The sequence below is a fragment of the Luteibacter sp. 22Crub2.1 genome (genome assembly GCF_900167995.1).
GTDB lineage: Bacteria > Pseudomonadota > Gammaproteobacteria > Xanthomonadales > Rhodanobacteraceae > Luteibacter > Luteibacter mycovicinus.
In genome coordinates, this window is record NZ_FUYT01000002.1 from 143667 (window position 1) to 166238 (window position 22572).

At 63.7% G+C, this 22572-nt stretch carries 22 protein-coding genes and 1 riboswitch; of the genes, 15 read left to right on the forward strand and 7 right to left on the reverse strand.

Going from position 1 to position 22572, the window contains the following annotated elements:
- The first annotated feature begins 58 nt into the window (after nt 1-58).
- The 3 genes from B5X73_RS02510 (at nt 59) to B5X73_RS02520 (ending at nt 1898) form a co-directional block, all read left to right on the forward strand.
- Entirely contained in the window at nt 59-841 is a 783-nt protein-coding gene (locus B5X73_RS02510) for a CPBP family intramembrane glutamic endopeptidase (protein ID WP_079520447.1), read from the forward strand.
- Between the two features lie 176 nt (nt 842-1017).
- A complete protein-coding gene (locus B5X73_RS02515; protein ID WP_139382627.1) occupies nt 1018-1299 on the forward strand; it encodes a hypothetical protein in 282 nt (93 codons plus the stop codon).
- Entirely contained in the window at nt 1296-1898 is a 603-nt protein-coding gene (locus B5X73_RS02520) for a hypothetical protein (RefSeq protein WP_079520448.1), read from the forward strand. The genes B5X73_RS02515 and B5X73_RS02520 overlap by 4 nt, the downstream gene beginning before the upstream one ends.
- A 21-nt stretch (nt 1899-1919) precedes the next feature.
- Here B5X73_RS02520 and B5X73_RS02525 read toward each other — a convergent pair whose 3' ends face one another.
- Nucleotides 1920-3788 (reverse strand): DUF1302 domain-containing protein, encoded by a 1869-nt coding sequence (locus B5X73_RS02525; RefSeq protein ID WP_079520449.1) that lies wholly within the window; start codon nt 3786-3788, stop codon nt 1920-1922.
- 134 nt (nt 3789-3922) lie between these two features.
- Here B5X73_RS02525 and B5X73_RS02530 point away from each other — a divergent pair, with 134 nt between their 5' ends.
- The 10 genes from B5X73_RS02530 (at nt 3923) to B5X73_RS02575 (ending at nt 15291) form a co-directional block, all read left to right on the forward strand.
- Nucleotides 3923-5230, forward strand: coding sequence for an MFS transporter (locus B5X73_RS02530; RefSeq protein WP_043695878.1), 1308 nt, complete (start codon nt 3923-3925; stop codon nt 5228-5230).
- Between the two features lie 186 nt (nt 5231-5416).
- Nucleotides 5417-5866 (forward strand): ATP-dependent zinc protease family protein, encoded by a 450-nt coding sequence (locus B5X73_RS02535; protein ID WP_036110314.1) that lies wholly within the window; start codon nt 5417-5419, stop codon nt 5864-5866.
- Complete coding sequence (gene rimK / locus B5X73_RS02540) at nt 5863-6798, forward strand: 30S ribosomal protein S6--L-glutamate ligase (RefSeq protein ID WP_051943297.1); 936 nt, start codon at nt 5863-5865, stop codon at nt 6796-6798. The genes B5X73_RS02535 and rimK overlap by 4 nt, the downstream gene beginning before the upstream one ends.
- Nucleotides 6799-6993: 195 nt before the next feature.
- A complete protein-coding gene (locus B5X73_RS02545; protein ID WP_036110317.1) occupies nt 6994-7680 on the forward strand; it encodes a response regulator transcription factor in 687 nt (228 codons plus the stop codon).
- The gene (locus B5X73_RS02550; protein WP_036110319.1) at nt 7664-8947 is read left to right on the forward strand and encodes a sensor histidine kinase; all 1284 of its coding nucleotides are present in this window, start codon (nt 7664-7666) and stop codon (nt 8945-8947) included. Before B5X73_RS02545 ends, B5X73_RS02550 begins: the two co-directional genes overlap by 17 nt.
- Nucleotides 8948-9234: 287 nt before the next feature.
- Entirely contained in the window at nt 9235-9441 is a 207-nt protein-coding gene (locus B5X73_RS02555) for a hypothetical protein (RefSeq protein ID WP_079520450.1), read from the forward strand.
- Between the two features lie 21 nt (nt 9442-9462).
- Nucleotides 9463-10359: a hypothetical protein gene (locus B5X73_RS20535; protein ID WP_139382629.1), complete on the forward strand. Its 897-nt coding sequence runs from the start codon at nt 9463-9465 to the stop codon at nt 10357-10359.
- 212 nt (nt 10360-10571) lie between these two features.
- On the forward strand, nt 10572-12884 hold the full coding sequence (locus B5X73_RS02565; RefSeq protein WP_079520546.1) for a TonB-dependent receptor: 2313 nt from the start codon (nt 10572-10574) through the stop codon (nt 12882-12884).
- Complete coding sequence (locus B5X73_RS02570; RefSeq protein ID WP_139382630.1) at nt 12884-14404, forward strand: esterase-like activity of phytase family protein; 1521 nt, start codon at nt 12884-12886, stop codon at nt 14402-14404. Before B5X73_RS02565 ends, B5X73_RS02570 begins: the two co-directional genes overlap by 1 nt.
- An 11-nt stretch (nt 14405-14415) precedes the next feature.
- A complete protein-coding gene (locus B5X73_RS02575; protein WP_079520452.1) occupies nt 14416-15291 on the forward strand; it encodes a hypothetical protein in 876 nt (291 codons plus the stop codon).
- Nucleotides 15292-15351: 60 nt separating this feature from the next.
- Here the strand turns inward: B5X73_RS02575 and B5X73_RS02580 are convergent, their stop codons facing one another.
- Complete coding sequence (locus B5X73_RS02580; RefSeq protein ID WP_036110328.1) at nt 15352-16269, reverse strand: branched-chain amino acid transaminase; 918 nt, start codon at nt 16267-16269, stop codon at nt 15352-15354.
- A gap of 85 nt (nt 16270-16354) precedes the next feature.
- Nucleotides 16355-16873, reverse strand: coding sequence for a DUF4124 domain-containing protein (locus B5X73_RS20875; protein ID WP_079520453.1), 519 nt, complete (start codon nt 16871-16873; stop codon nt 16355-16357).
- Nucleotides 16874-17005: 132 nt separating this feature from the next.
- On the opposite strand from B5X73_RS20875, the gene B5X73_RS02590 reads away from it, so the two are divergent.
- Complete coding sequence (locus B5X73_RS02590; protein WP_139382632.1) at nt 17006-17794, forward strand: glycosyltransferase family 2 protein; 789 nt, start codon at nt 17006-17008, stop codon at nt 17792-17794.
- 3 nt (nt 17795-17797) lie between these two features.
- On the opposite strand, the gene B5X73_RS02595 is transcribed toward B5X73_RS02590, so the two are convergent.
- The 3 genes from B5X73_RS02595 to metF all read right to left on the reverse strand — a co-directional run bounded on the left by B5X73_RS02595 (nt 17798) and on the right by metF (nt 20316).
- Nucleotides 17798-18835 carry a CDP-glycerol glycerophosphotransferase family protein gene (locus B5X73_RS02595; RefSeq protein ID WP_079520454.1) on the reverse strand — a complete coding sequence of 346 codons (1038 nt, stop codon included), beginning with the start codon at nt 18833-18835 and terminating at the stop codon, nt 17798-17800.
- Nucleotides 18836-19177: 342 nt separating this feature from the next.
- Entirely contained in the window at nt 19178-19360 is a 183-nt protein-coding gene (locus tag B5X73_RS21240; protein ID WP_254857204.1) for a hypothetical protein, read from the reverse strand.
- A 134-nt stretch (nt 19361-19494) separates the two neighbouring features.
- Nucleotides 19495-20316, reverse strand: a complete 822-nt coding sequence (metF, locus tag B5X73_RS02605; protein WP_079520456.1) for a methylenetetrahydrofolate reductase [NAD(P)H] — start codon at nt 20314-20316, stop codon at nt 19495-19497.
- A gap of 129 nt (nt 20317-20445) precedes the next feature.
- Here metF and B5X73_RS02610 point away from each other — a divergent pair, with 129 nt between their 5' ends.
- The gene (locus B5X73_RS02610) at nt 20446-20937 is read left to right on the forward strand and encodes a DUF4232 domain-containing protein (RefSeq protein ID WP_176167699.1); all 492 of its coding nucleotides are present in this window, start codon (nt 20446-20448) and stop codon (nt 20935-20937) included.
- 52 nt (nt 20938-20989) lie between these two features.
- Here B5X73_RS02610 and ahcY read toward each other — a convergent pair whose 3' ends face one another.
- Nucleotides 20990-22420 carry an adenosylhomocysteinase gene (gene ahcY / locus B5X73_RS02615; RefSeq protein WP_079520458.1) on the reverse strand — a complete coding sequence of 477 codons (1431 nt, stop codon included), beginning with the start codon at nt 22418-22420 and terminating at the stop codon, nt 20990-20992.
- Nucleotides 22421-22439: 19 nt separating this feature from the next.
- Nucleotides 22440-22521: riboswitch (S-adenosyl-L-homocysteine riboswitch) on the reverse strand.
- Between the last annotated feature and the right edge of the window lie 51 nt (nt 22522-22572).

A 22572-nucleotide genomic window follows, 5' to 3' on the forward strand; every position in this document is an offset into this window, starting at 1 on the left:
CTCCCGATGCTTGTCTGGCCATCGGCCACAGGGGTCATGGCGTCCGCAGGAGACTAGGATGGTCGTGCACACCGGCGACATTTCGAGAGATCGTTCGAAGCCCGGGCCTTCGCTCCAGGGTGCCCCGTTCGTAAAGCCGAGGCGCATTGCATCGTTATGGCACCTCGCCGGTTACGTACTCATCGTCCTTTCGATCACGGCGTGGGGTATTTTCTCGTCGTTCGGCCACGCAGCCGCCGGGCCCGTCGCTGAGGGGGCACAGGTGCTGCGAGCGTCACCCTGGCCTTTTTACACGTTGTCCGTGCTGGGCAACGTCGGTGTTCTTTACTACTGCTGGGTCGGCGTCCATCGCGAAGGTGGCACGCTGGCAACGCTCACGGGCGGCCGCTGGACGTCGCTGCGTGGGGTGATCAGGGACGTCGCCATCGCGGCGGTCTTCTGGCTGGTCTGGGAAGGCGTCGCCTGGGCCGCCTGGCAACTCGTGCCAGCGGTGGCCGGGGAGGGGGTTCCTTCGATGTTGCCGCAGACGCCCGTCGAAGCGGCTGGCTGGATGATCGTCTCCGTCGTCGCAGGTTTCGCTGAGGAGATTCAGAGCCGCGGCTACTTCCAGCAGCAGCTGTTCTGGCTGACCGAGAGCACCGCCCTGGCCGTCATCGGTCAGGCGGTTTTCTTCGGTATGGCGCATAGCTATCAGGGCTGGAACCACGCCCTCGTCATCGCGATCCTCGGCGTGCTCTACGGCGCCCTCGCTGTCTGGCGCCGCAACCTGCGAGCGAACATGCTGGCGCATGGCTGGTCGGACATCTGGGAAGGCTGGCTGAAGTTTGTCGTCTTTCGCTGATTCGCAGATCCGACAGCATGCCAGGCCTTTTCCTTACGTGCCTCGCGCGCGCCCGCCGGCCGCGTCGCCTTGGTCGGCGCACTAGCGTGTCGAAGGCGATAACGGGGCCTTAAAACGACCTTGATCATACGAAACCTTTCGTATACTCTGGGGCGTGTGCAGTGGGATACAAGGACGTGAAACGGCAGGTGTTGCTTGCGTTGATCGAGGGCCGATATCGCATCGCCCATCGTGCCTCCCTTGACTCGAAAAATGTCTTCTATACGGGCGAGCTCGATCTCGAAGACCTGCTTCTGATCCTCATGGGGTCCCGGGGCACCGAGCATCGGGTGACACCGCACCATCGGCAACCCGACATCGACGTGCACGTGATCGTCAGCGGCGGTTGGTACATCAAGTTCTATTTCTTCGAAGGAGCAGTCGATCTGCTCAGTGTGCACAGGACGGAGAAGTCATGAAAATTCTTCATCAGGGCGATACCGAGCCGGCCCTCTGTGATCTCGATGGCCGAGTGACGGTGACCTACCGTTACCGGGATGTTCCTTTTTCCGATGGCTCAGGCATGGCTCGTAACGTGCTGGCGGGAATCTGCGACGTTTGCAGCGAAGTCCTGTTGGTTCCGCCGCAATCGGTTCCCGCTATAGCGGCATCACGCCGTCGCTCGACGGGGCCGCTCGAAGCAAGTCTTCCCGCATCCTATGTGGACACGCTCGACGCCGCCGTATCCCTCGTCGATACCGAGGCAAGCAAGGAATTCCGCAAGCGACTGCTCATGTACTACCTTCACCGCTACGCGCGGGGAGATGAAGCCATGGCTGAACTGGTCGGGCTGGCGGGAGGCGCCGAGCAGTCTGCGTCCGGTCCGAACCGGCGACTCTCGTTCAAGCTCTCCGAGCAAGCGAACGCAAATGTCGACTACGTCATGAACGAAACAGGCTTGTCGAAGACCCAGCTGGTCAAGGCGCTCATCGGCAAGATCGCCGCGGACCTCGTCCGTCGGACGAAAGCGCGTCGCCTCCAAGAGCTGATCGCGCTTTGCGAAGTCATGAAGGCCTGATAGTCCGATGGATCGCGCCGCTCAGAAATTCGCTCCGATCGACAACGTAGCGAAGTCATGGTCGGCCAGCGTGTCGTACGTGGGATGTCCCAGGTAGTTCGTATACGTCAGGTTGGCGAACCAGGTCTTGTCGAGCGTGGCGCCCAGGCCGAGCGTCGCCTGCTTGCGTCCACCGACCAGCTGCCCGTCGACCGAGTAGCCATGCACGTCCTGACCGATGCCCAGGCTTGGCGACAGCACCCAGCCATGCGCGACCGGATAGGTGAGCGCGCCCTTGACGCGATAACCCCATGCGGACCGCGTGTAATACCCGCCGTTATGGCACCCCGCGGGGTTCACGATGGCCGTGCAGGTGTTGACGAAGCCTTCGCTGGAGAAGCCCCAGTGGAAGCCACGCCCGTAGCGCACATCGGTCAGGCTCGGCAGGTCGGTATGGCTATAGGCAAGCTCGGCCGCGAGGGTGGCGCCGCTCGCGCCCAGCACGCCGGTAAACGCGCGCGTCGTGTTCAACAGCAGCTGCGTGCGGTCGTAGCGGTCGTAGCCGAGCAGCGTCCCGCCCGGAGGAATCAGCGTGTTGCGCACACCGATCGGTCCGCCGCTGCGGGTCAGTGCCGCGAACATGTCCGCGGTATTGATCTGTACGGGCAGGTCCTTCGTGTAGCTGGCCTCACCGGCCACCTTCCACTTCCCGAGCATGGTGCTGCCGGAAAGGCCCCAGAGACGGATGTCGTCCGGGTATTCCCACAACACATGAATAGAGGACAGGCGTGCGGACAACTGCGCGTCGGCGAGCGGTGCGCCCGCGGCGACCAGTAGCGGAATCACCCCGTTGTTCTGTTGCGAGGCGTCGATGGTGGTCGCATCGAGAATGGGGTTGCGTGAGTTGTAACGCAGGTAATACGCGGCGATGTTCGTCGCCGGACGATCGAAGGTGTAGCGCAGCGTGGCACCGTACTGACCGTGGTCGCGACCGTCGAGCGTACTGGCACGCGGCAGCACGCCACCGACGGAATTCTGGTAGCCGTCGCTGAGCCACTGGCCAGCACCGGGGCTATACGCATTGAGCGGGTAGTACGCGTTGCTCTCGATGCCGCCGCAGCCCGGATCGATGCCGAGGTCGGTGCCCGAGAAGAAGGTGCCGCAGGGATCGAGTTCGGAGGGGCGCCACTTCCATTGGTAGAAGCCTTCGACACTCCAGTGCGGATCGATCGTGAGCTTGCCCCAGAGCATTTCGACCGGCAGCTGCGCTTCGGTGGCGGGATCCGTCCCCGGGCGGTGCAGCGTCGTGTAGTCGGTCGGATTGATCTGGTTGACGCCCTGCATGAACAGGCCCTCGCCCCACTTGACCGTCTGCTTGCCGAGGCGCAGGTCCAGTGCGCTTTCGTCGTCCAGTGCGAAGTGGCCGTAGACATACGCGTTGAGCCACATGAAGCCGGAGAAGCGGTTGGACTTCGACAGTCCATGATCGTCCAGCGGCCGATCGGCGGCGAACGCGCTGGCGCCGCTGCCCTGGGGTACGTCGTGGTTTTCCTGTGTGTTGTCGTACCAGGCCCGGGCGCTGGCGACGATACCGACGTTCTTGTATTTCAGGTCCAGCGCGCTGGTAACCTTGAACAGGCTCGAGTAGATATCGCCCTTGCCGTAGTTGAGGTTGCCGTCGTCAGCCGTGTCCGCACCATCGCCGCCCTTCGGCTTGCCGTCGGAGCGGAAGCCTTTGCCGACGAGATGCTTCGACGGGTCATTCAGGCGCTCGCCGGCGCCGGCGACCACCCGCGTTTTGAGTGTCCCCTGGACCTCCCCATCGGCGAGTCGGAAATCGGTCGCGTGCAGTGCGGAGGCGGAGAGGGCCGTGAGCGACGCCACGGCGAAGATCCATCGACGTGGATGCATCGGCTATTCCGTTAAAAACTTGACGGCATTCTAGACATGGCAGCTATATTGCACGCAAGACGTCTGGACGTCCGTCGTGTGCGACTTTCGTCGCACATCGCCTTTTTCTCCCGCGGGACGATCGAAAACCACTCATGAGCGCAACACTTTCAGATGAAACCATCGACCGCCGTCCACTCGACCGCGGCGATGCCAAGACGCTGATTCTCTCCGCGCTCGGTGGCGCGCTCGAGTTCTACGACTTCGTGATCTTCGTGTACTTCGCGAAGACCATCGGGCATCTTTTCTTCCCGCCGGGCGGCTCCGACTGGCTGGCGCAGCTTCAGGCCTTCAGCCTGTTTGCCGTCGCCTATCTCGCACGCCCGCTCGGCGGCATCGTGATGGCTCACTTCGGTGACCGTATCGGCCGCAAGCGCATGTTCACGCTCAGCGTGTTCCTGATGGCGGTACCGACCCTGCTCATCGGTGCGCTGCCGACCTATGCCAGCATCGGTGTTCTCGCCCCCGTGTTGCTGACCCTGCTGCGTGTCGTCCAGGGCATCGCGATCGGTGGCGAAGTGCCGGGTGCCTGGGTGTTCGTCTCCGAGCACGTGCCCGCGCATCGCAAGGGTCTTGCGGTGGCGAGCCTGTCGGCCGGCCTGACCTTCGGCATTCTCATCGGCTCGTTGCTCGCGGCCTACCTCAACGCTCACATGACGCCCGAAGCGCTGATGGACCACGGGTGGCGCATCGCCTTCGTGCTGGGTGGCGTGTTCGGCTTCGTCGCCGTCTACCTCCGCCGCTGGCTCAGCGAAACACCGGTCTTCGCGCGGATGCGCGAGCGCAAGCAGCTGTCGGAAGAACTGCCGGCATGGGTGGTCGTACGTGACCATCTGCCGGGCGTGCTGCTGTCGATGGCGGTTACCTGGGTGCTCACCGCCGCCATCGTGGTCGTCATCCTGCTGACCCCGACCCTCATGCAGACGGCCTTCCATATCGACCCGGCGCGCGCCTTCACCGGCGGCAGCATCGGTGCGTTCACGCTCTGCGTCGGGTGCATCGGCGGCGGTCTGCTGGTCGACTGGCTTGGCCGCGGTACAGCCATGCTGATCGCCTCGCTGGGTCTCATGCTGAGCACCTATGCGCTGTATTTCGATCTCCAGGCGGGTGGCGCGCATCTCTACCCGCTCTACGCCATTGCCGGTGCCTTCGCCGGTGTCGCCGGCATCGTGCCCGCGGTCCTCGTGGCGTCGTTCCCCGCGCCGATCCGTTTCTCGGGCATTTCGGTGTCCTACAACGTCGCCTACGCCATTGCCGGCGCCGCCACGCCCGTGCTGGTCGGCTATCTGGCCAAAGGCGTCGGCGGCATCGGGCCTGCGCATTACGTCGCCATCGTGTCCTTGGTCGGGGTAGCGGCGTCGATCTACATGATCGCCGGACAGCGCGGCATCCGCGCCGACTGACGACGGCGCGGACGGAGGCCTTCACGTCGATTTCATGGCGGTGACGGCGGCGTCTCTCCACGCAGACGCCGTCACAGTTGCGCGCGGGTTCGGGGTTCGGCATGCTTTCGCTATCGCGACATGTCGTCGCGGCAGTCCGGATCGTTCCCCCGGTCCCGTCGTCCCCCATACCGTCGCTCCAGACCCATGACTGATGTCATCACCCTTGGCTGGCGCGAACGGCTCGCACTTCCGTCGCTCGGCGTCTCCGTCCTCAAGGCCAAACTCGACACGGGCGCGCGTACCTCGTCGCTGCACGTGGAGTGGCTTGAGGAAGAGGAGCGCGCGGACGGTTCGTGGCTGCGTTTTCAGGTCCGTACCACCCGCCGCGGCGGTTTGTCGGAGCCTTGCGAGGCCAAAGCCACCGGGCGGCGTACGGTCACCGACTCCGGCGGTCATCGGACCACGCGCTGGTTCATCGAGGCCGAGATCGAACTGGCCGGCCAGCGCTTCGTCGCGGAGGTCAATCTGACCGACCGCCGACACATGCTGTTTCCTCTTCTGCTCGGCCGGACCGCGCTCTTCGGGCGCTTTCTGGTCGATCCCGCGCTTTCCTATTCGCAGACGCCGCGCCGCGTCGTCCGGGACCATCCATGAAGCTCACCATCCTGTCGCGCAACGCGCGGCTGTACTCGACGCAGCGGCTCGTGGAGGCCGCGCGCAAACGCCGCCATACGGTGCGCGTGATCGATCCCCTGCGCTGCTACATGAGCATTTCGCCGGGGTCGTTCGCCATTCACTTCAAGGGCAAGCCGCTGGGGCCCGTGGACTGCGTGATCCCGCGGATCGGCGCTTCCAGCACCTTCTACGGTACGGCGGTGCTGCGCCAGCTTGAGCTCATGGGCGTGTACTCGCCGAACCCGTCGGACGCCGTGCTGCGCGCGCGCGACAAGTTGCGCAGCCTGCAGCTGCTGGCCTCCCGCGGCATCGACATGCCGCTGACCGCCTTCGGCGACAACCCGGACGATACCTCCGACCTGCTGGCGATGCTGGGTGACCCCCCGCACATCATCAAGCTCAACGAAGGCACGCAGGGCGCCGGCGTGGTGCTCGCCGAGAAGCGCTCGGCCTCGCAGAGCGTGATCGAGGCCTTCCGTGGCCTCTACGCCAACTTCCTGGTCCAGGAGTTCATCCGCGAGGCCAACGGCAGCGACCTGCGCTGCTTCGTCGTCGGTAACGAAGTGGTGGCGTCGATGCAGCGCTCCTCGGCACCGGGTGAGTTCCGGGCCAATCTGCACCGGGGCGGCTCGGCCGCCCAGGTCGAGCTGTCCGACGATGAGCGACGGGTGGCGATCGAGGCGGCGTCGGCCCTGGGCCTGGAGGTGGCGGGCGTCGATCTGCTGCGCTCGTCCCGTGGTCCGCTCCTGCTGGAGGTCAACGCTTCGCCCGGCCTCGAAGGCATCGAGGGCAGCACCGGCGTGGACGTGGCCGGTGCGATCATCGCCCACTGCGAGCAGCGCCTGGCCTCGCGTCCGGTCACGCCCAAAGCTCGCAAGCCCAAGGCGCCCAAGGGATTAACAGCGATTTAAACGCCGGTCCCCTATAAAGGTCCCACTGTGATTCCGCGACGCGGGGTGACGGTATCGGGGCAGTAGTTCTTTCGGCCCGGGCGGTTTTTCCGCCCGGGCCTCTCTTTTAGTGCTGTCCGCTTCACGGAATCCCCGTTAAGCTTGCTGTCGCAATAATCATAAGATTCCAAAAGCGACCGCCCAACGGAGTGCCGCATGCGCGTCCTGGTCATCGAAGACAACACCGACATCGCGACGAACATCGGGGATTACCTCGAAGACCGCGGCCATGTGGTCGATTTCGCCGGCGACGGCGTGACCGGCCTGCATCTCGCCGTGGTCCACGACTTCGACGTCATCGTGCTGGATCTCACCCTGCCGGGCATGGATGGCCTGGATGTCGCCAAGAAATTGCGCCACGAGGCGCACAAGCAGACCCCGGTCCTGATGCTGACCGCACGCGACTCGCTGGAGCACAAGCTCACCGGCTTCGAGTCCGGCGCGGACGACTACATGACCAAGCCGTTCGCCTTGCAGGAACTGGCGGCACGCCTTGAGGTCCTGGCCCGTCGCGGCAAGGGTCCGCAGAGTCGCGTCCTCAAGGTCGGCGGCCTGACGTACAACCTCGACACCCTCACGGTCAGTCGTGAAGGCAAGTCGATCCAGCTCAACCCGATCGGCCTCAAGCTTTTGCAGGCGTTGATGGAGGCCAGCCCGTCCGTGGTGACGCGCCAGGATCTCGAACAGCGCGTGTGGGGCGAAGAACTCCCCGATTCCGATTCCCTGCGTGTGCACATCCATGGCCTGCGTGCGGCGATCGACAAACCCTTCGAAAAACCGTTGATCCACACGCGTCACGGTATTGGCTATCGCATGGTCGATCCGGATGCGGTCCAGACGTAAGCTTCGTTTCCGCCTGGTAGTCACCTTCACGCTGTTCGGTCTTGGGCTGAGCGCTCTTTTCGCGTACGCGGCGATCAACATCCGTACGCGCGTCGAGGAGCAGCTGATCAACTCCGCCTTGCAGGACGAGGTCGATTCGCTCAATGCCAAGGTGCGAGCGAATCCGGACAAGCGTCCCGAGATCGAAATCGTCAAGGCCGCTACGTACAGCGACCGGACGATCTACAAGGCTCCTCTGACCTGGCAGCCTCTGGAAACCGGCGTGCACGATCTCTATGAGACCGGCCCTGACGGTAAGCCGCGGCATTACAAGGTCGGCGTCCGTCACGAGCAGGGCATCATCAGCTTCGTGCAGTTCGACGTGTCGCGTGACGAGCTGGGCAAGCGGCAGCTCGTGATCAGCGTGATCGCCGCGGTGTTTCTGTTCGGCCTGTTCTCGCTCGTGCTCGGCGTGTGGTTGTCCTCGCGCGTGTTGCGCCCCGTGACCGATCTGGCGAAGCGTTTGCGTGATTTCCGTCGTGTCGGCAAAGCCGAGGCGCTGGCGCCGCATTTCGCCGACGACGAAGTCGGTGAGCTGGCCGTCGCGCTCGATGAATACGCCATGCGTCTGACCTCGGTGGTCGAGCGCGATCGTGAGTTCAACTCCGACGTCAGTCATGAGCTGCGCACGCCGCTTGCCGTGATTGCCAGCACCACCGAGCTATTGCAGGGCTCGCCGGACATGACCGACAAGTTGCGCGAGCGCCTCAAGCGCATCGAGCGCGCCTCGCGTCAGGCGACGGAACTGATCGAGGCCTTGTTGCTCCTGTCGCGCGCAGAGCGCCGGGGCCCCACGCGTGGCGAGACCACCGACGTGGCCAGGGTTGCGTCCGATGTGATCGAGAGCCAGCGCCCGCAGATGGGCGGCAAGCCGATCGAGATCGAGCTGGTGTCCGACGGCAGCGTCACGGTGAATGCGCCGGCCTCGGTCCTCTCGGTCGCACTCACCAACCTGATCGGCAACGCGATCAAGTACACGATGGAAGGCAAGGTCACGGTGCGCGTGCTCGACGGCCGCGTCGATGTGATCGATACGGGCCCGGGCATCAAGCCGGAGGACGCCGAGAAGCTGTTCCAGCGCGGTATCCGCGGCGAGAGCGCGACGGGCGGCGGTGCGGGCCTTGGCCTGGCCATCGTGCGTCGTCTGTGCGAACTCTACGGCTGGGACGTCTCGTTGCGTCCGCGCCCCGACATGGCGGGCGCCATCTCGACGATCGATTTCCGCTAAGTTGCACAACGGTCACGATTCCGTCTAGGGGCGACAGTCAATGAAGAAGTTAGCACTTTTTTAACAGAATCTTTTTGAGCCCGCGCCTGACGTGATGTCGGCCTGTGATGACTCGATAGTTACGCAAGCCCGTCGAGTACTGTCGTGCGTAGGGACTTCAGTAAAGAGGCCGATATAGATACGCTGCCTTTCGCTGACCGATACGCGGCTACGGTATCTTCTGTTTCGGCCGATTGAGCGTAGACTTTAAGCCGTGGTAGCAGCGCTGCAATTTGAGGAGGCACCCGATGACGGCCACTAAAAAGAACCTCGAAGGTAAGGGATACTTCGTGTCGACGAAGAATTCATACGTCCGATTCGAGGGCAATGGCATGTCGGTCGACATGGAGAAATTTCTCAAGACAAAGGAGGGGCTTGAGCGGTTCCGCGAGTTGACGAACTCCGCGTTTGCGCAAAAAAAGGCTGCGTCCCGTCTGGTTCGGGCAAAAAAATAGCGTAGGAACAGGCAGGAAGCCATGCCATTCAATCAGTTGATCTTGCCGCTCTTGGGCGGCTATATTTTCGTCAATCACACCTATCTTTGCTGCTACTGGGCGTCGCGGCATCCGAAAGAACACATGTTGTTTCTGTCGGCGGTGGCGGGAGCTTTTCTTCTAGTAGTTGCCCGCGTCATATCGTATTTTGTCGCACTTACCGATATCGGCCGTCGTTCTTCGATCGTCTTGCATGACGTGATTCCTTTCCCTGGAATCGGCACGGCCATACTTGCCTTTTTTTTGGGTTTCGTTTTCCGATCTTGGTTCAATCGAACTTGGACAAAGGCGCGGGCACCTTTATGGCTTTACGCGGCAGGACAATTCAACAAGCTTGAGGAAGTCCTCTTCCACAGTGCGTATCCAGTGAGTCCCAGCGACAGAGAACGCCGCCACCCATGGAGGCAACTGATCTTGGGGCTGTTTGCCTGGCATAAAGTTCAGAAGTTGGTATCCAAAGCTCTTCCAGGCGTTGTTTCCGAATCAACTAACTACGCTGTGAATACAGATCGCGCCGATCCTGAGCCGGTAATGCTTTGCTTGAAGAATCGTAAGGTTTACGTCGGTTATATTCAGTTCGCGCTGCCTATGCGGGCAGAAGTGAAATCGTATCTCACCATGCTTCCTGCCTGGAGCGGGTACAGAGACAAGGACACACTGGGCGTCGTACCAACGACAAATTATCAAGCGACCTACGACTACATTGATGGCTCGACCAATGGCGGTTATCGCTTGGATCTCAATCGGTTTATCAAAACAGTATGCATCGATGATGTGGAATCGGCAAATCTGTTCGATGAGGATGCGTTTGCATCATTCTCGATTCCCGACGACGCACCGTCCGAGGCTCCCAAGGGTGAAGACAACGACTTGTCGTGAACTTCCAATAGGTGTTTGCTACGTATCAGTTTTGATACAGAGTGAGTGCTGTAACCAAAGCTGTCACTAAGCTTTCATTTTTCTGTCCGAGTATCCATGGCTTCACGGCACGTGATGGGCGGCCCTCAGGGGAGGTGCTTGCCGCAGCGTGCCCGCGCAAGTAAGGATGCCGTCCCTTGTTCAAGCACACCGTTCTGGCCGTCGCCCTCGGCATGGCCTTCGCTTCCGCTGCTTACGCGTCGGATACCGATACCACGTCATCGACCGATACGACTGGCACCGCCAGCAAACGTGAGAAGGCACAGGACCTCGATACCGTATCCGTCATCGGTACCGGTGAGACACGCCAGGTGCAGCGCTTGCGCACGGCCGATCAGAAGGCGCTGCCGCCTGGCACCAGCCTGCAAAAGGTGCTGAACACGCTGCCAGGCGTGAATGCGCAGTCGGCCGATGCCCTGGGTACGAACGAGCAGTCGATGACGCTGAGCCTGCGAGGCTTCAGCGGCACGCGCCTCGGCTACACGCTGGATGGCCTGCCCCTCGGTGACAGTGCCTACAACAACTACAACGGTCTCTCGATCAACCGCGCGCTGATCTCCGAGAACTTCGCCGGTGCCGAACTCTCCGAAGGTATCGGCAATCTCGGCACGCCGTCGACGAGCAATCTGGGCGGTACCATCGCTTACAGCTCGAACGATCCGCTGAAGACGATGGGCGGCCGCGTGTCGCAGACCATCGGCAGTGACGCCAACCGCCGTACGTACGCGCGCTTCGACACGGGCGAATACAACGGATTCTCGATGTACCTCTCGGGCGCGCGCACCACGTCGGACCTCTGGAACAACCAGAGCGCGTACAACGGGTCGACGACGAAGCAGTTCAACGGCAAGGCGGTGTGGGACTTCGACTGGGCACGCTTCACCGGCTTCGCCGATACGTCGCGCACCTCGCAGGCGGACTACTTCTACCTGTCGAAGAGCGAGCTGGCGCGTGGCCTCGGCTACGACTGGGGCGGCTCGGCCCCGAACTGGCAGCGTGCGCTCGGCAAGGCCTACTGCAACGCCGCCACGTTCAACGCCAGCCGTTGCGACCGCAGCGGCGCGGATACGGATGCGGACGGCGCGTTTACGGCGGGCCAGATCCTGCGTAGCGACGACCTCTATTACCTCGCCGGCGATTTCTTTCCCAGCGACTCCGTGACCATCCATGCGCAGGTCTATCACCACGAGGATGCGGGTGAGGGGCATAACTGGAACAGCGGTACGTACTCGTATCCGGGCACAGCACGGCAGTTGCCGATCATCTTCCGCAACACGCTGTACACCATCAACCGCTCGGGGGCGATTCTTTCCGCCGCGTGGGACTTCGCCAACCATCACCTCGAAGGCGGTGTCTGGTACGAGCACAATGTCTCCAGCGCGTCGCGCTACAGCAGCTACGTGACGGGCCCGCGCGACCTCAGCGCACCTGTCGATACACAGCCCGACCTGGGTGTGTTCGACCAGCGGACCGTGTGGAATACGCGTCAGGCCTTCCTGCAGGACACGATGCGCTTCCTCGACGATGCTCTGACCGTCGACGTCGGCGTAAAAAGCCCCCACGTCACGTCGGACGCGCACGCACTTCCGGGCGAGGCGAAAACGCCGATCAACCCAGCGTCGAACAATCAGTTCGCCACGGGCAAGCTCAGTGCGAGCAAGGCGTTGCTGCCGCAGTTCGGTGCGCGCTACAAGCTGACAGAGGGCCAGGAAGTGTTCGCCAGCTTCTCGAAGAACATCGCCATGTTCCAGGGTGGCTTCAAGCTGGGCCCGCAGGCGGTCAGTCAGTCGATCTGGAACAGTCAGGGCGATCTGAAGCCCGAGAAGTCGCGCAGCCTGGAGGCGGGCTACCGCCTGGAGCGCGACGATTTCGCCGCGTCGCTGGCGGCGTACAACGTGCGTTTCGACAATCGTCTCCTTCAGTACAATCCGTGCGACTCGCGTCAGCCGGTCGGTCCCAGCTGCGGTAACCGCTTCTACAACGTGGGCGGGGTGAACAGCCGCGGTGTCGAAGCCACCTTTGTCTGGCAGCCGACCAGCAACCTGCGCTGGTACAACTCCGCGTCGTACAACCGCTCGACCTACGCCGGCGACTACACGCAGGCGGGCGTCGTGCAGCACACCCGCGGCAAGATCCAGACCGATACGCCGACCAAGCTCTTCGCGACGCAGATCGACTGGAATCAGGGCCCCTGGTTCGCCTCGCTGCGTGGCAAGTACACCGGTGAGCGCTTCTACACCTATACCAACGATCAGGGCTTCGGTGGCTTCACCACGTGGGACGTCTCAGCCGGTTACGACTTTGGCGCGTTCTCGGTGGCGAAAGACATTCGCCTGACGCTCAACGTGACCAACCTGACCGACAAGCGCTACGCGAGCAACCTGGATTCGAGCGCCTTCGTGTCCAGCGACCCGGCCGGTACGGCCTACGTGTTCCACGCTTCGGCGCCCCGCCAGCTCTTCGCGACGCTGGACGTGCGCTTCTGATGCGTCGTCTGATCGCCGGAATCGTTGCCACGGCTCTGTACGGCGGGGCGCTGGCACAAACCCTCGAAGTGCGTGTGCCCGACCTGGCCTCGACGCCACTGCCTCGCAGCGTCGACGTCGGCGGCACGACTTACGTCGATCGGGGGCTGGCCGCCGCCGGGTCGCTTCCGGCGGGGACGATCGATTTCCTCGGCGACACGCTGGGGTCGTTCTCGTCGCTCTCGATCGAGCCAGGCACATGGAAGCGGGAAGGCGATACGTACACCGGCGTGCTGTGGACCTTGCCCGACCGAGGGCGTAACGACCCCGAGCACAACGTCTTCTTCGATTATCGCGGGCGCCTGCATCGGTTCCGCTTCACGATGACGCTCCCGTCGACCGACGGCGCCGACCCCGGGACGGGCACGGTCTCCTTCGCCGTCGATGGCGGTCGCGAGTTGCGCGATTTCACTGGCAAGCCGTTCACGGGTGCCGAGCCTGCCGGGGGCCTGCGCAAGGAGCACGGCATCGTGTTGCCGTCGCCGGAGAAAGGGATCGGCGCCGGGAAAATCTCGCTCGATGCGGAATCGTTGCAGTTCACCCGCGACGGCGGCTTCTACATCGGCGACGAATACGCGGCCAACGTCTACCGCTTCGACAGGCAGGGCAAGCTGACGGGGATCATCGTGCCGCCGAAGGCGGTGCGTCCGCTCGATGTGCAGGGTCGGCCCGATTTCACGTCGCTGATGCCGCCGGCCTCGGGGCGGCGCAACAATCAGGGTGTCGAGGGCATGGCACTGTCACCGGATGGCACGCGCCTCTTCGTCGTCTTGCAGAGTGCCCTCGTGCAGGACAGCGCGCCCGGCGATGCTTCCGGGCGCACGCTGACCCGCGTACTCGTTTATGACGTCAGCCACTCGGCGGTACCGAAATCACCCGTCGGCCACTATGTCGTTCGCCTGCCTTCCTACGACGACACCGGGCATGGAGGGGCTCCCAACCGGACGGCCGCGCAGAGCGAGATCCGTGTGCTGGACGATCACCGCTTCCTGATGCTCGCGCGCGACGGCAGTGGGTACGGTGCGGACGGCGGCAGGCCCATCGTCTTCAAGAGCGTGCTGCTGGTCGATACAACGGGTGCCAGTAACCTCGCCGGCACCCTCTACGAGACGGGCACGGCTTCCGTGCTGGGCGAGGGCGGTGTGTTGCGTGCCGACATTCGCGCGCTCACGTGGAAGCCATTCATCAACCTGCTCGATCCGGCGGACCTCGCACGCTTCGGTCTGGGCATCCATGCCGGCGAGTCGGGCAAGGCGCAGATCTCGGAGAAGTGGGAAGCGATGGACCTCGTTCCCGCGCTCGACGCGTCGCATCCGGACGACTGGTTCCTGCTGGTCGGCAACGATAACGACTTCATCGCGAAGCACTGCGTCATGGATGGCCAGCGCTGCGATTCCGACATCGATAACGACAATCGCATCCTCGTGTATCGGCTGACGTTGCCGGGCATGCGTTCCAACACCGCTCCTCACCACAAGTAAGGGTCACGCGCATGATGAAACGTACGGTTCTCTCGCTGCTCTCGGCGAGCCTCCTGCTGGGCTCCGTCGCCAGCCACGCCAATACCCCGGCCTACGTCGACAGCAAGGAGTACAAGGTGCTGATCGACCCCTCGCGCTTCGCGAGCAATCCATCGACGGCTGCGGCGACGCTGCTGCAGAACCTCTCGACGCGTCTCAGTGCGCTCGGCTTCGATAAGACCGTCACCGGAAACTTCAGCGCCGGCGACCGCGATACGCTGGCTTATTACGACACGGCGAAAAGCTGTTCGCTGATGAAGGCCGGCTACTCGGTCCGTACGCGCGCCGGCGACCACTCGGATATCCAGTTCAAGTTCCGTCACCCGGACGAAGAGCTCTCCTACTGGACCGACGTCTCCGGCGCGGGCAAGAACAAGTCGACGAAGCTGGAAACCGATGTGACACCCGGTAGCCTGGTGCTCGCGCATTCGACCAAGCAGGACGCGACGACGACGCCGGCGACGGTGGCGGATCTCATCAAACAGTTCCCTGGTGCCTCGGCACTGTCGTCGCTTTCGTCGTCGACGCTGTCGAAGGTGGCCGGCGTCACGGTGACGCAGCAGGAATACGACGGTCCGGAATCGGATCTCGGACAGTCGAAGGCGGAGTTCGCACTGACCCTGTGGTACATCGACGGTGCGGCGACGCCCGCACTGGCCGAGCTGTCGTTCCGCGTCGAAGCGGACGAGGACAAGTACTTCACCACGCCGGTGTTGCAGCGCTCGCAGGTGCTGAACACCGCACTGGGTTCGATCGGCAACAACTGGAACATCGCCAACGATGGCGGCAAGACGAGCTGGCTGTACGCCTATCGCTCGTCCTCGTTCCCGAACGGCTTCTGCAACTAAAAGAAATCGCGCGCAGGGCGCGCTCCTACAGGGGTAGGAGCGCGCCTTGCGCGCGACGCATCAAAGCTTCTCGAGCCAGCCCCAGCGATCGGCGGTCTTGCCGCTGAAGAGGCCGAAGAAGAGCTCCTGCAGACGACGCGTGACCGGGCCGGCCTTGCCGGTGCCGATCTTCTTGCCGTCGACCGAGCGGATCGGCGTGACTTCGGCGGCGGTACCGCACATGAGGATCTCGTCGGCGAGGTACAGGTACTCGCGCGGCAGGTCCCGTTCGATCACGTCGATGCCTTCCTCACGTGCGAGGGTCATCAGCGTGTGGCGGGTGATACCGGTGAGGATGGAGGCACTGGCGGGCGTCGTATGCAGCGCACCGTCGAACACCAGGAACAGGTTCTCACCGGCGCCTTCGCTGAGCAGGCCCGACGAGGCGAGCGCGATGCCTTCGCCGAAGCCGAGGCGACGCGCTTCACGCGCGATCAGCTGACCCGACAGATAGTTGCCGCCGGCTTTGGCGCCTGCCGGAATCGTGTTGGGTGCGAAACGCTGCCAGCTGGAAACGCAGGCGTCGATGCCGTTTTCGAGCGCCTCGGGTCCGAGGTAGGGGCCCATCGGCCAGGTCGCCACGGCGACGTCGGTCGGGCAGTCGGCGGACAGCCCGAAACCACCCAGGCCGCGGAAGGCCACCGGACGGAGGTAGGCGGCGCGAAGATCGTTCTTCTTGACGACGTCGCGGCAGGCGGCGGCCAGTTCGTCGATCGGGTACGGAATCTCGATATCGTAGATTTTCGCCGAGAGATACAGGCGCTTGAGATGATCCGTAAGGCGGAAGATGGCCGCGCCATCCGGCGTCTCATAGCTGCGGATACCCTCGAACACCGAGGATCCGTAGTGCAGCGCGTGGGCCATGACATGGACAGTGGCATCGCGCCAGGGCTTGATCTGCCCGTTCTGCCAGATCCATTCGGGGTAGTTCTGCGACATGTGAGCGCTCCGGAGGGGACCGCTCATGATAGCGGGTGGCGGCCCTGGTCACATGGCGCGTTGCGTCAGTACGCGCCCGGAGGGCTCAGGCGGGTGGCCGCAGCCACAGGCAACCCGCGTCGCGCACCACGTCGAAATGTGCCCGGCGGGTGGATGCGTGGGCCCCGGGCGATGAGGTCACGGCGTCGATGCCGCTGGCTTCGTTGCCCTCGAGTGCGACCAGCGGTTGCCGGATGAGCGACTCGATCCCGCGGATGCCATCGACGGCGCCCTGGCTCGAACCATTCCAGAGAATCAGGCCGCCGATGCGGTTGGCATTGCGGGTCGCAAACGCCTGACTTATCCCCTGGCGCAGGTCCGCCAGGTTTTTCGCGCAGAGCAGCCCGGCCGACGGGCCGGACGGGCCGGCCGCCGAATCGCCCGCGGTCGAGGCGAAGGCAGGGGCATTGGCAGGCGGCAGCACGGATGTCGCGCCGATGCTCGCGCAGGGCTGGTCACTGAACGCGGGACGCCCGTCGGCGCCGACGCAACGGTGAATCTCCGTCTGCGCCGAAGCGGGGAGGGCGATCGGAAGCAGGGCCAGCAGAAGGAGGGCGCGGATCACGGCAGGCACGCATGGTCGGGGTGCGCCATCATCGGTGACGGCGACTCCACGGAGGGTGACGGCGAGCACGCTATCGGGAGCCGCCGCCCCGGTTTGGTAGAGTAGGCGCTTCTCAAGCCCCCCACCGAGTCCATGGCCCAGCGCTCCCCCGACGCCACGCGTCTGCCGATTTCCGTCTGCGTCATCGCGCAGAATGAAGCCGATCGCATCGTCGCCTGCCTGACCTCGGCGTCGTTCTGCGACGATCTGGTCGTGGTGGATGGCGGCTCGACCGACGACACGGTGGCCCTCGCGGAGTCCGCGGGGGCCCGGGTGATTCATCGCCCCTTCGACGGGTTTCGCACGCAGAAGGACTTTGCCGTCGCTGCCGCCCGGCACGAATGGGTCCTGTGCCTGGATGCCGACGAGTGCGTCGACCTTGGCCTGCGTGCGGCCATGGAGAAACGTTTTGCCGAGGGCTTCGGCGATACGGCCGCCTTTCGCATCGTTCGCCGCAACCGCTTCCTCGGCAAGGTGATGAAGTACGGCAATGCGGGCTCGGATCGTGTCGTGCGCCTTTTCGACCGCCGTAAGGCCGGCTGGCACGGCGCGCGGGAGATTCACGAATCCGTCGTCGTCAGGGGCGAGACGCGCGCCATCGACGGTTGGCTGGATCACGATCCATACCGCTCGCTGTCGGCGATGCTTGCCAAGCAGGAACGCTACGCGCACCTGATGGCGGAAGAAGCCTTCGCGAAAAACAAGCGCACCGGGCTCGCGCAGATCGTGTTGAGTCCGATGTTCCGTTTCCTCAAAGGCTACGTCTTCCGCGGCGGCTTTCTCGACGGGTGGCGCGGTCTTGTCTACGCGCTGCTTCGTGTCGAGTACGTGCGCCGCAAATATCTCAAGCAGTATCTGCTGCAGAAAGGTTTCAAGCCCTGAGGATCAGGCCGGGAACAGCGACGCACGGTCGCGCCACGCCTTGTAACGTCTGACCAGATTGAGCGGCTTGCGGTGCAGTTTCGCCTTGCCGGCGGCGATCATCGCATCCGTCGCGTCGAGCACGCGTTCGCTGGAGCGGCCATCGCGGTAGGGATGGATGTCGTCACCATGGGCCTGGATCGCCGCCATCAGTGTCGGCGGCTTCGAAAGCGCGAGATCGATGGCCGCGTCCACGTCGTCGGGGGTGGCAACGTCAAGCATGAAAGGCTCGGGCCGACGGTTGGCGATGGTGACGACGGGTTTGTTCTGTACCGCGAATTCGTGGATCACCGACGACGTGTCGCACACGAGCATGTCGGCGGCGCGCTCCATATCGACCAGGCGTTCCGAGTCCATGAAGCGCGCATTGGAGGCCTCGAGCGCCTGGTAGGCACGGATCAGCCCGGGATCCGACTTGGGGTGAAGCGTCAGCAACCACTGGCGGTCGTTACGCGCGATGAGTGTGCGCAGCGTGTCGAGCATCGCCGGTGCGCAGCTCAGTCGGTGGCTGAACGTCGAAGCGAACATGATGAGTGGCCGTGCGTCGCGCTCGATCGGATCGGCCACGTTCCCGGCGAACAAGGGATCGAGTTTGGGCCAGCCGGTTTCGACCACTGCGAAATGGCCGTGTTCTCTGGCGAGCGCTTCGAACGGAAGCGTGGTCGCCGGGCCTTGCGTCGTATACAGGTCGAAAAACCCACGAATGGCGAAATGCCCGCGGTCGGGCTCACGCTTGTTGGCGTTGAAACCGTGGAATACCTGGACCTTGAGACCGGGGACACCGGGGGGCGCCCAGTTCGCCGCGCAGAATGTCGCATCCGGCGAAAAGGCGCGTATGTCGGCCATGTTGCGCAGGCGCTGCTCATCGACGGTCAGTCGCTGCGCCACCGCGTCGGTCACCAGCCAGCGAACCTGGACGCCACGCGCCACCGCCGCCGCAGCCAGTGGCCTCAGGATCGGCAAGGCATAGGTTTCGGTGGCGAACATGACGCATGCGCGCATGTCTGGGCTCCTGGAGGGGTCGGCGTTTTGGCGGATGACGAGTATAGAAGACAGCGCTAAGTGATGAGCCAGGCGTTCCGTGGGCGAAATCCTACATGTCGCGGTGCATTGACTCTGCGTTAGGCTTCGCGCACCATTTCGGCACCCCCCCGTCGGTTTCGGTCGCCGGGTCGCACGCCACCCATCGAGGTGGCGTTGCCTTTTCTAAGGAATGGAAATTGCGGACTGCGATCTACGTGGACGGGTTTAACCTGTTCCACCGCCTGCTCGAGGGCAAGGCAAATGTGAAGTGGCTCGATTTGTTCGCGTTGGCGCGTGCCTGCCTTCGCAACGAGAACGACGTTACGCGTTAATCTCGCGGTGCACATGTTGCACGATGCCTGGAACGATGAGTACGACTGTGCTGTCGTACTCTCGAATGACTCCGATCTGGCGGAAGCCCTGCGCCTGGTGCGTTCGCTGGGAAAGGTCGTCGGCATCTTGTGCCCGGTGGCGGGCGGACCTGCAAAAGATCTGCAGATGCATGCGGATTTTGTCCGCCCCATTCGTTCAGTGCATTTGCTCAGGTCACAGTTTCCGAGTGCCATCCGACTGCCCGGCGGCAGCGAAATTCGCTGTCCCTCACGGTGGTATTCGAGTCCGGCGGCGCAGGCGACGACTTAAAGGCGATCGAGTACCGACGTCGTCGCGCGCGCGCGGTTGATCGTGTAGAAGTGCAAACCCGGCGCGCCGCCTTCGAGCAGTCGACGGCAAAGCTCCGCGACCACATCGGCGCCGAGCTCGCGCACCGCGGCGGCATCGTCGCCATGCGCCTGCATGCGCTTGACGATCCAGCGGGGAATCTCCGCGCCGCACTGCTCCGAGAACCGACGCAGCTGGCTGAAGTTCGCGATCGGCATGATGCCCGGAACGACCGGCACCTTGACGCCGAGGCGGGTCACGTCGTCGACGAAACGAAAGTACGCGTCGGCATTGAAGAAGTACTGCGTGATGGCGCCGTCCGCGCCTGCGTCCACCTTGGTCTTGAAATGGCGAAGGTCGGCCAGGGCGTTCTCGGCCTGGGGATGGGTTTCGGGGTAGGCGGCGACTTCGATGTGGAAATGATCGCCGCTGTGTTCGCGGATGAAGCCGACCAGTTCCGCCGCGTAGCGAAAGTCGCCGGGCGTCGCCATGCCTGAGGGCAGGTCGCCGCGCAGCGCAACGATGCGACGGCAGCCTGATGCCTTGTACGTATCCAGCAGCGCGCCGATTTCCGCCTTCGTCCCGCCCATGCAGGAGAGGTGAGGGGCCACCGAGAGCCCGTGATCCGCACGCAGTCGCTTCACCGTGTCGTCGGTGTAGCTGAGCGTCGAGCCGCCCGCGCCGAACGTCACGGACACGTAGTCCGGCCCGCGTCCCTTGAGACGGCTGACCGCGGCGTCGAGCTGCTCGCGCTGTTCGTCGGTCTTGGGCGGGAAAAACTCGAAGCTGATGGCCGGCATGGACGCGGATCCCTGAAAGGTGTTCCGAGTATATATCTTTCCATCCAGATGGAAAGATGGCTAAATCGCCGTTGCAGCCGCGTTCAAGCGTTTCCTCCTACAAGGGAGCCTCCCCCAAGGAGGCAACCCATGCTCGCATTGCTCGCGATGACCGCCCTCGCCGCCGTTCCCGCAACCGTCCCTGCATCCCCCTGCCGCGCGGAATCGCTGGCGCTGAGAACGGACGGTGAGAACGGCAACTTCAACGGCATGTCGCACGGTGGCACCCGTCTGATCGTGCGCAATACGGGCTCCTCCGACTGCCTGCTTCCGGGACTGCCGACGGTGATCTTCCTGGACGCCGACGGAAAGACCCTCGCCACGGAGCGTAAGGCGCCGGCTGGGATGCATCCCGGTCCGGTGGTACTGCCGGTACGGCTGGCGCCCGGCGCGGAAGCCTCGACGCCATTGCGTTGGGTCAGTGGCGAGGTCTACGACGACAGCCGCTGTGTGTCGATCGCCCGGGTGCGCGTGCGCTACGGTGCGAAGGCGCTCGTGGAGGGCCTGGCGAGTGGTCGCATCTGTGCGCCGGGGGACGCGCCGGCGGCGGTCGAGCAGCCGCCCCTGTCGCTGACGAAATAAAAAAAAGGCGCCCCTCGCGGGGCGCCTTCGTCGTTTGCGATAACGCAGCCGATCAGTAGCGGTAGTGATCCGGCTTGTACGGACCTTCGACCGGCACACCGATGTAATCGGCCTGGTCCTGAGTCAGCACGGTCAGCTTCACACCGATCTGCGCAAGGTGCAGGCGGGCGACTTCCTCGTCGAGCTTCTTGGGCAGGCGATACACCGTCTTCTCGTAGGTGTCCTTGTTCTTCCACAGGTCGATCTGCGCCAGCGTCTGATTGGAGAAGCTGTTCGACATGACGAAGCTCGGATGGCCGTGGGCGCAACCGAGGTTGACCAGGCGGCCTTCGGCCAGCATGTAGATGCTGTTGCCCTTGGCGAAGGTGTAGCGGTCGACCTGCGGCTTGATCGTCTCGCGGGTGACGTCCTTCGCGCCGTTCAGGCGATCCATCTGGATCTCGTTGTCGAAGTGGCCGATGTTGCAGACCAGGGCGTTGTTCTTCATCGCCGCCATGTGCTCGAGCGTGATGATGTCCTTGTTGCCCGTGGTGGTGACATAGATGTCGCCGAGGCCGAGGGTGTCTTCGATCGTGGTGACCTGAAAACCTTCCATCGCGGCCTGGAGGGCGTTGATCGGATCGATTTCGGTCACGATGACGCGAGCGCCGAAGCCCTTCAGCGAGTGCGCGCAGCCCTTGCCCACGTCACCGTAGCCGCAGACGACCGCGACCTTGCCGGCGACCATCAGGTCGGTGGCGCGCTTGATGCCATCGGCCAGCGACTCGCGGCAACCGTAGAGGTTGTCGAACTTGCTCTTGGTGACCGAGTCGTTGACGTTGATGGCCGGGACCAGCAGCTTGCCGGCTTCGGCCAGCTGGTACAGGCGATGCACGCCGGTGGTGGTCTCTTCGGAGACACCGCGCCATTCGGCGGCGACCTTCTTGAACCAGCCCGGACGCGCGGCGGCGGTCTTCTTGACCAGGTCCTTGATGACCTGCTCTTCGTGGTTGCCGCTCGGGGTGTTGACCCAGTCGCTGCCGTCTTCGAGCTCGACGCCCTTGTGGATGAAGAGCGTGGCGTCGCCACCGTCGTCGACGATGAGCTGCGGGCCGAGCTCACCCGGGTGGGTCAGCATGTCGAGAGTGCACTCCCAGTACTCTTCCAGCGACTCGCCCTTCCAGGCGAACACCGGCATGCCGCCGTCGGCAAGGGCCGCGGCGACGTCGTCCTGGGTCGAGAAGATGTTGCAGGAGGCCCAGCGCACCGAGGCGCCGAGTTCGCGCAGGGTCTCGGCGAGGACGGCGGTTTCCTTGGTGACATGCAGCGAGCCCGAAAGGCGGACGCCCTTGAGCGGCTTCTCGCTGGCGTAGCGGGCGCGGATCTGCATCAGGCCCGGCATTTCCTCTTCGGCCATGCGGATGCGACGGCGGCCGAGGGCGGCCTGCGAGATATCGCGGACCTTGAAGTCGTCGGCATCGTTGATCTTGGTAACGGCGTTCATCTGGCGTAGCTCCGGAAGTTTCACGGGGGCGCCGTTTGGTGGGACGCCGCGCCGAGCCTGGCCTATGGGTCGGACCCATGGTCGCAGCGCCCCTCGGCGGGCAAAACGGTTTCCCGATTATATCGCGGAATCCGAATGCAGGGATGAACACA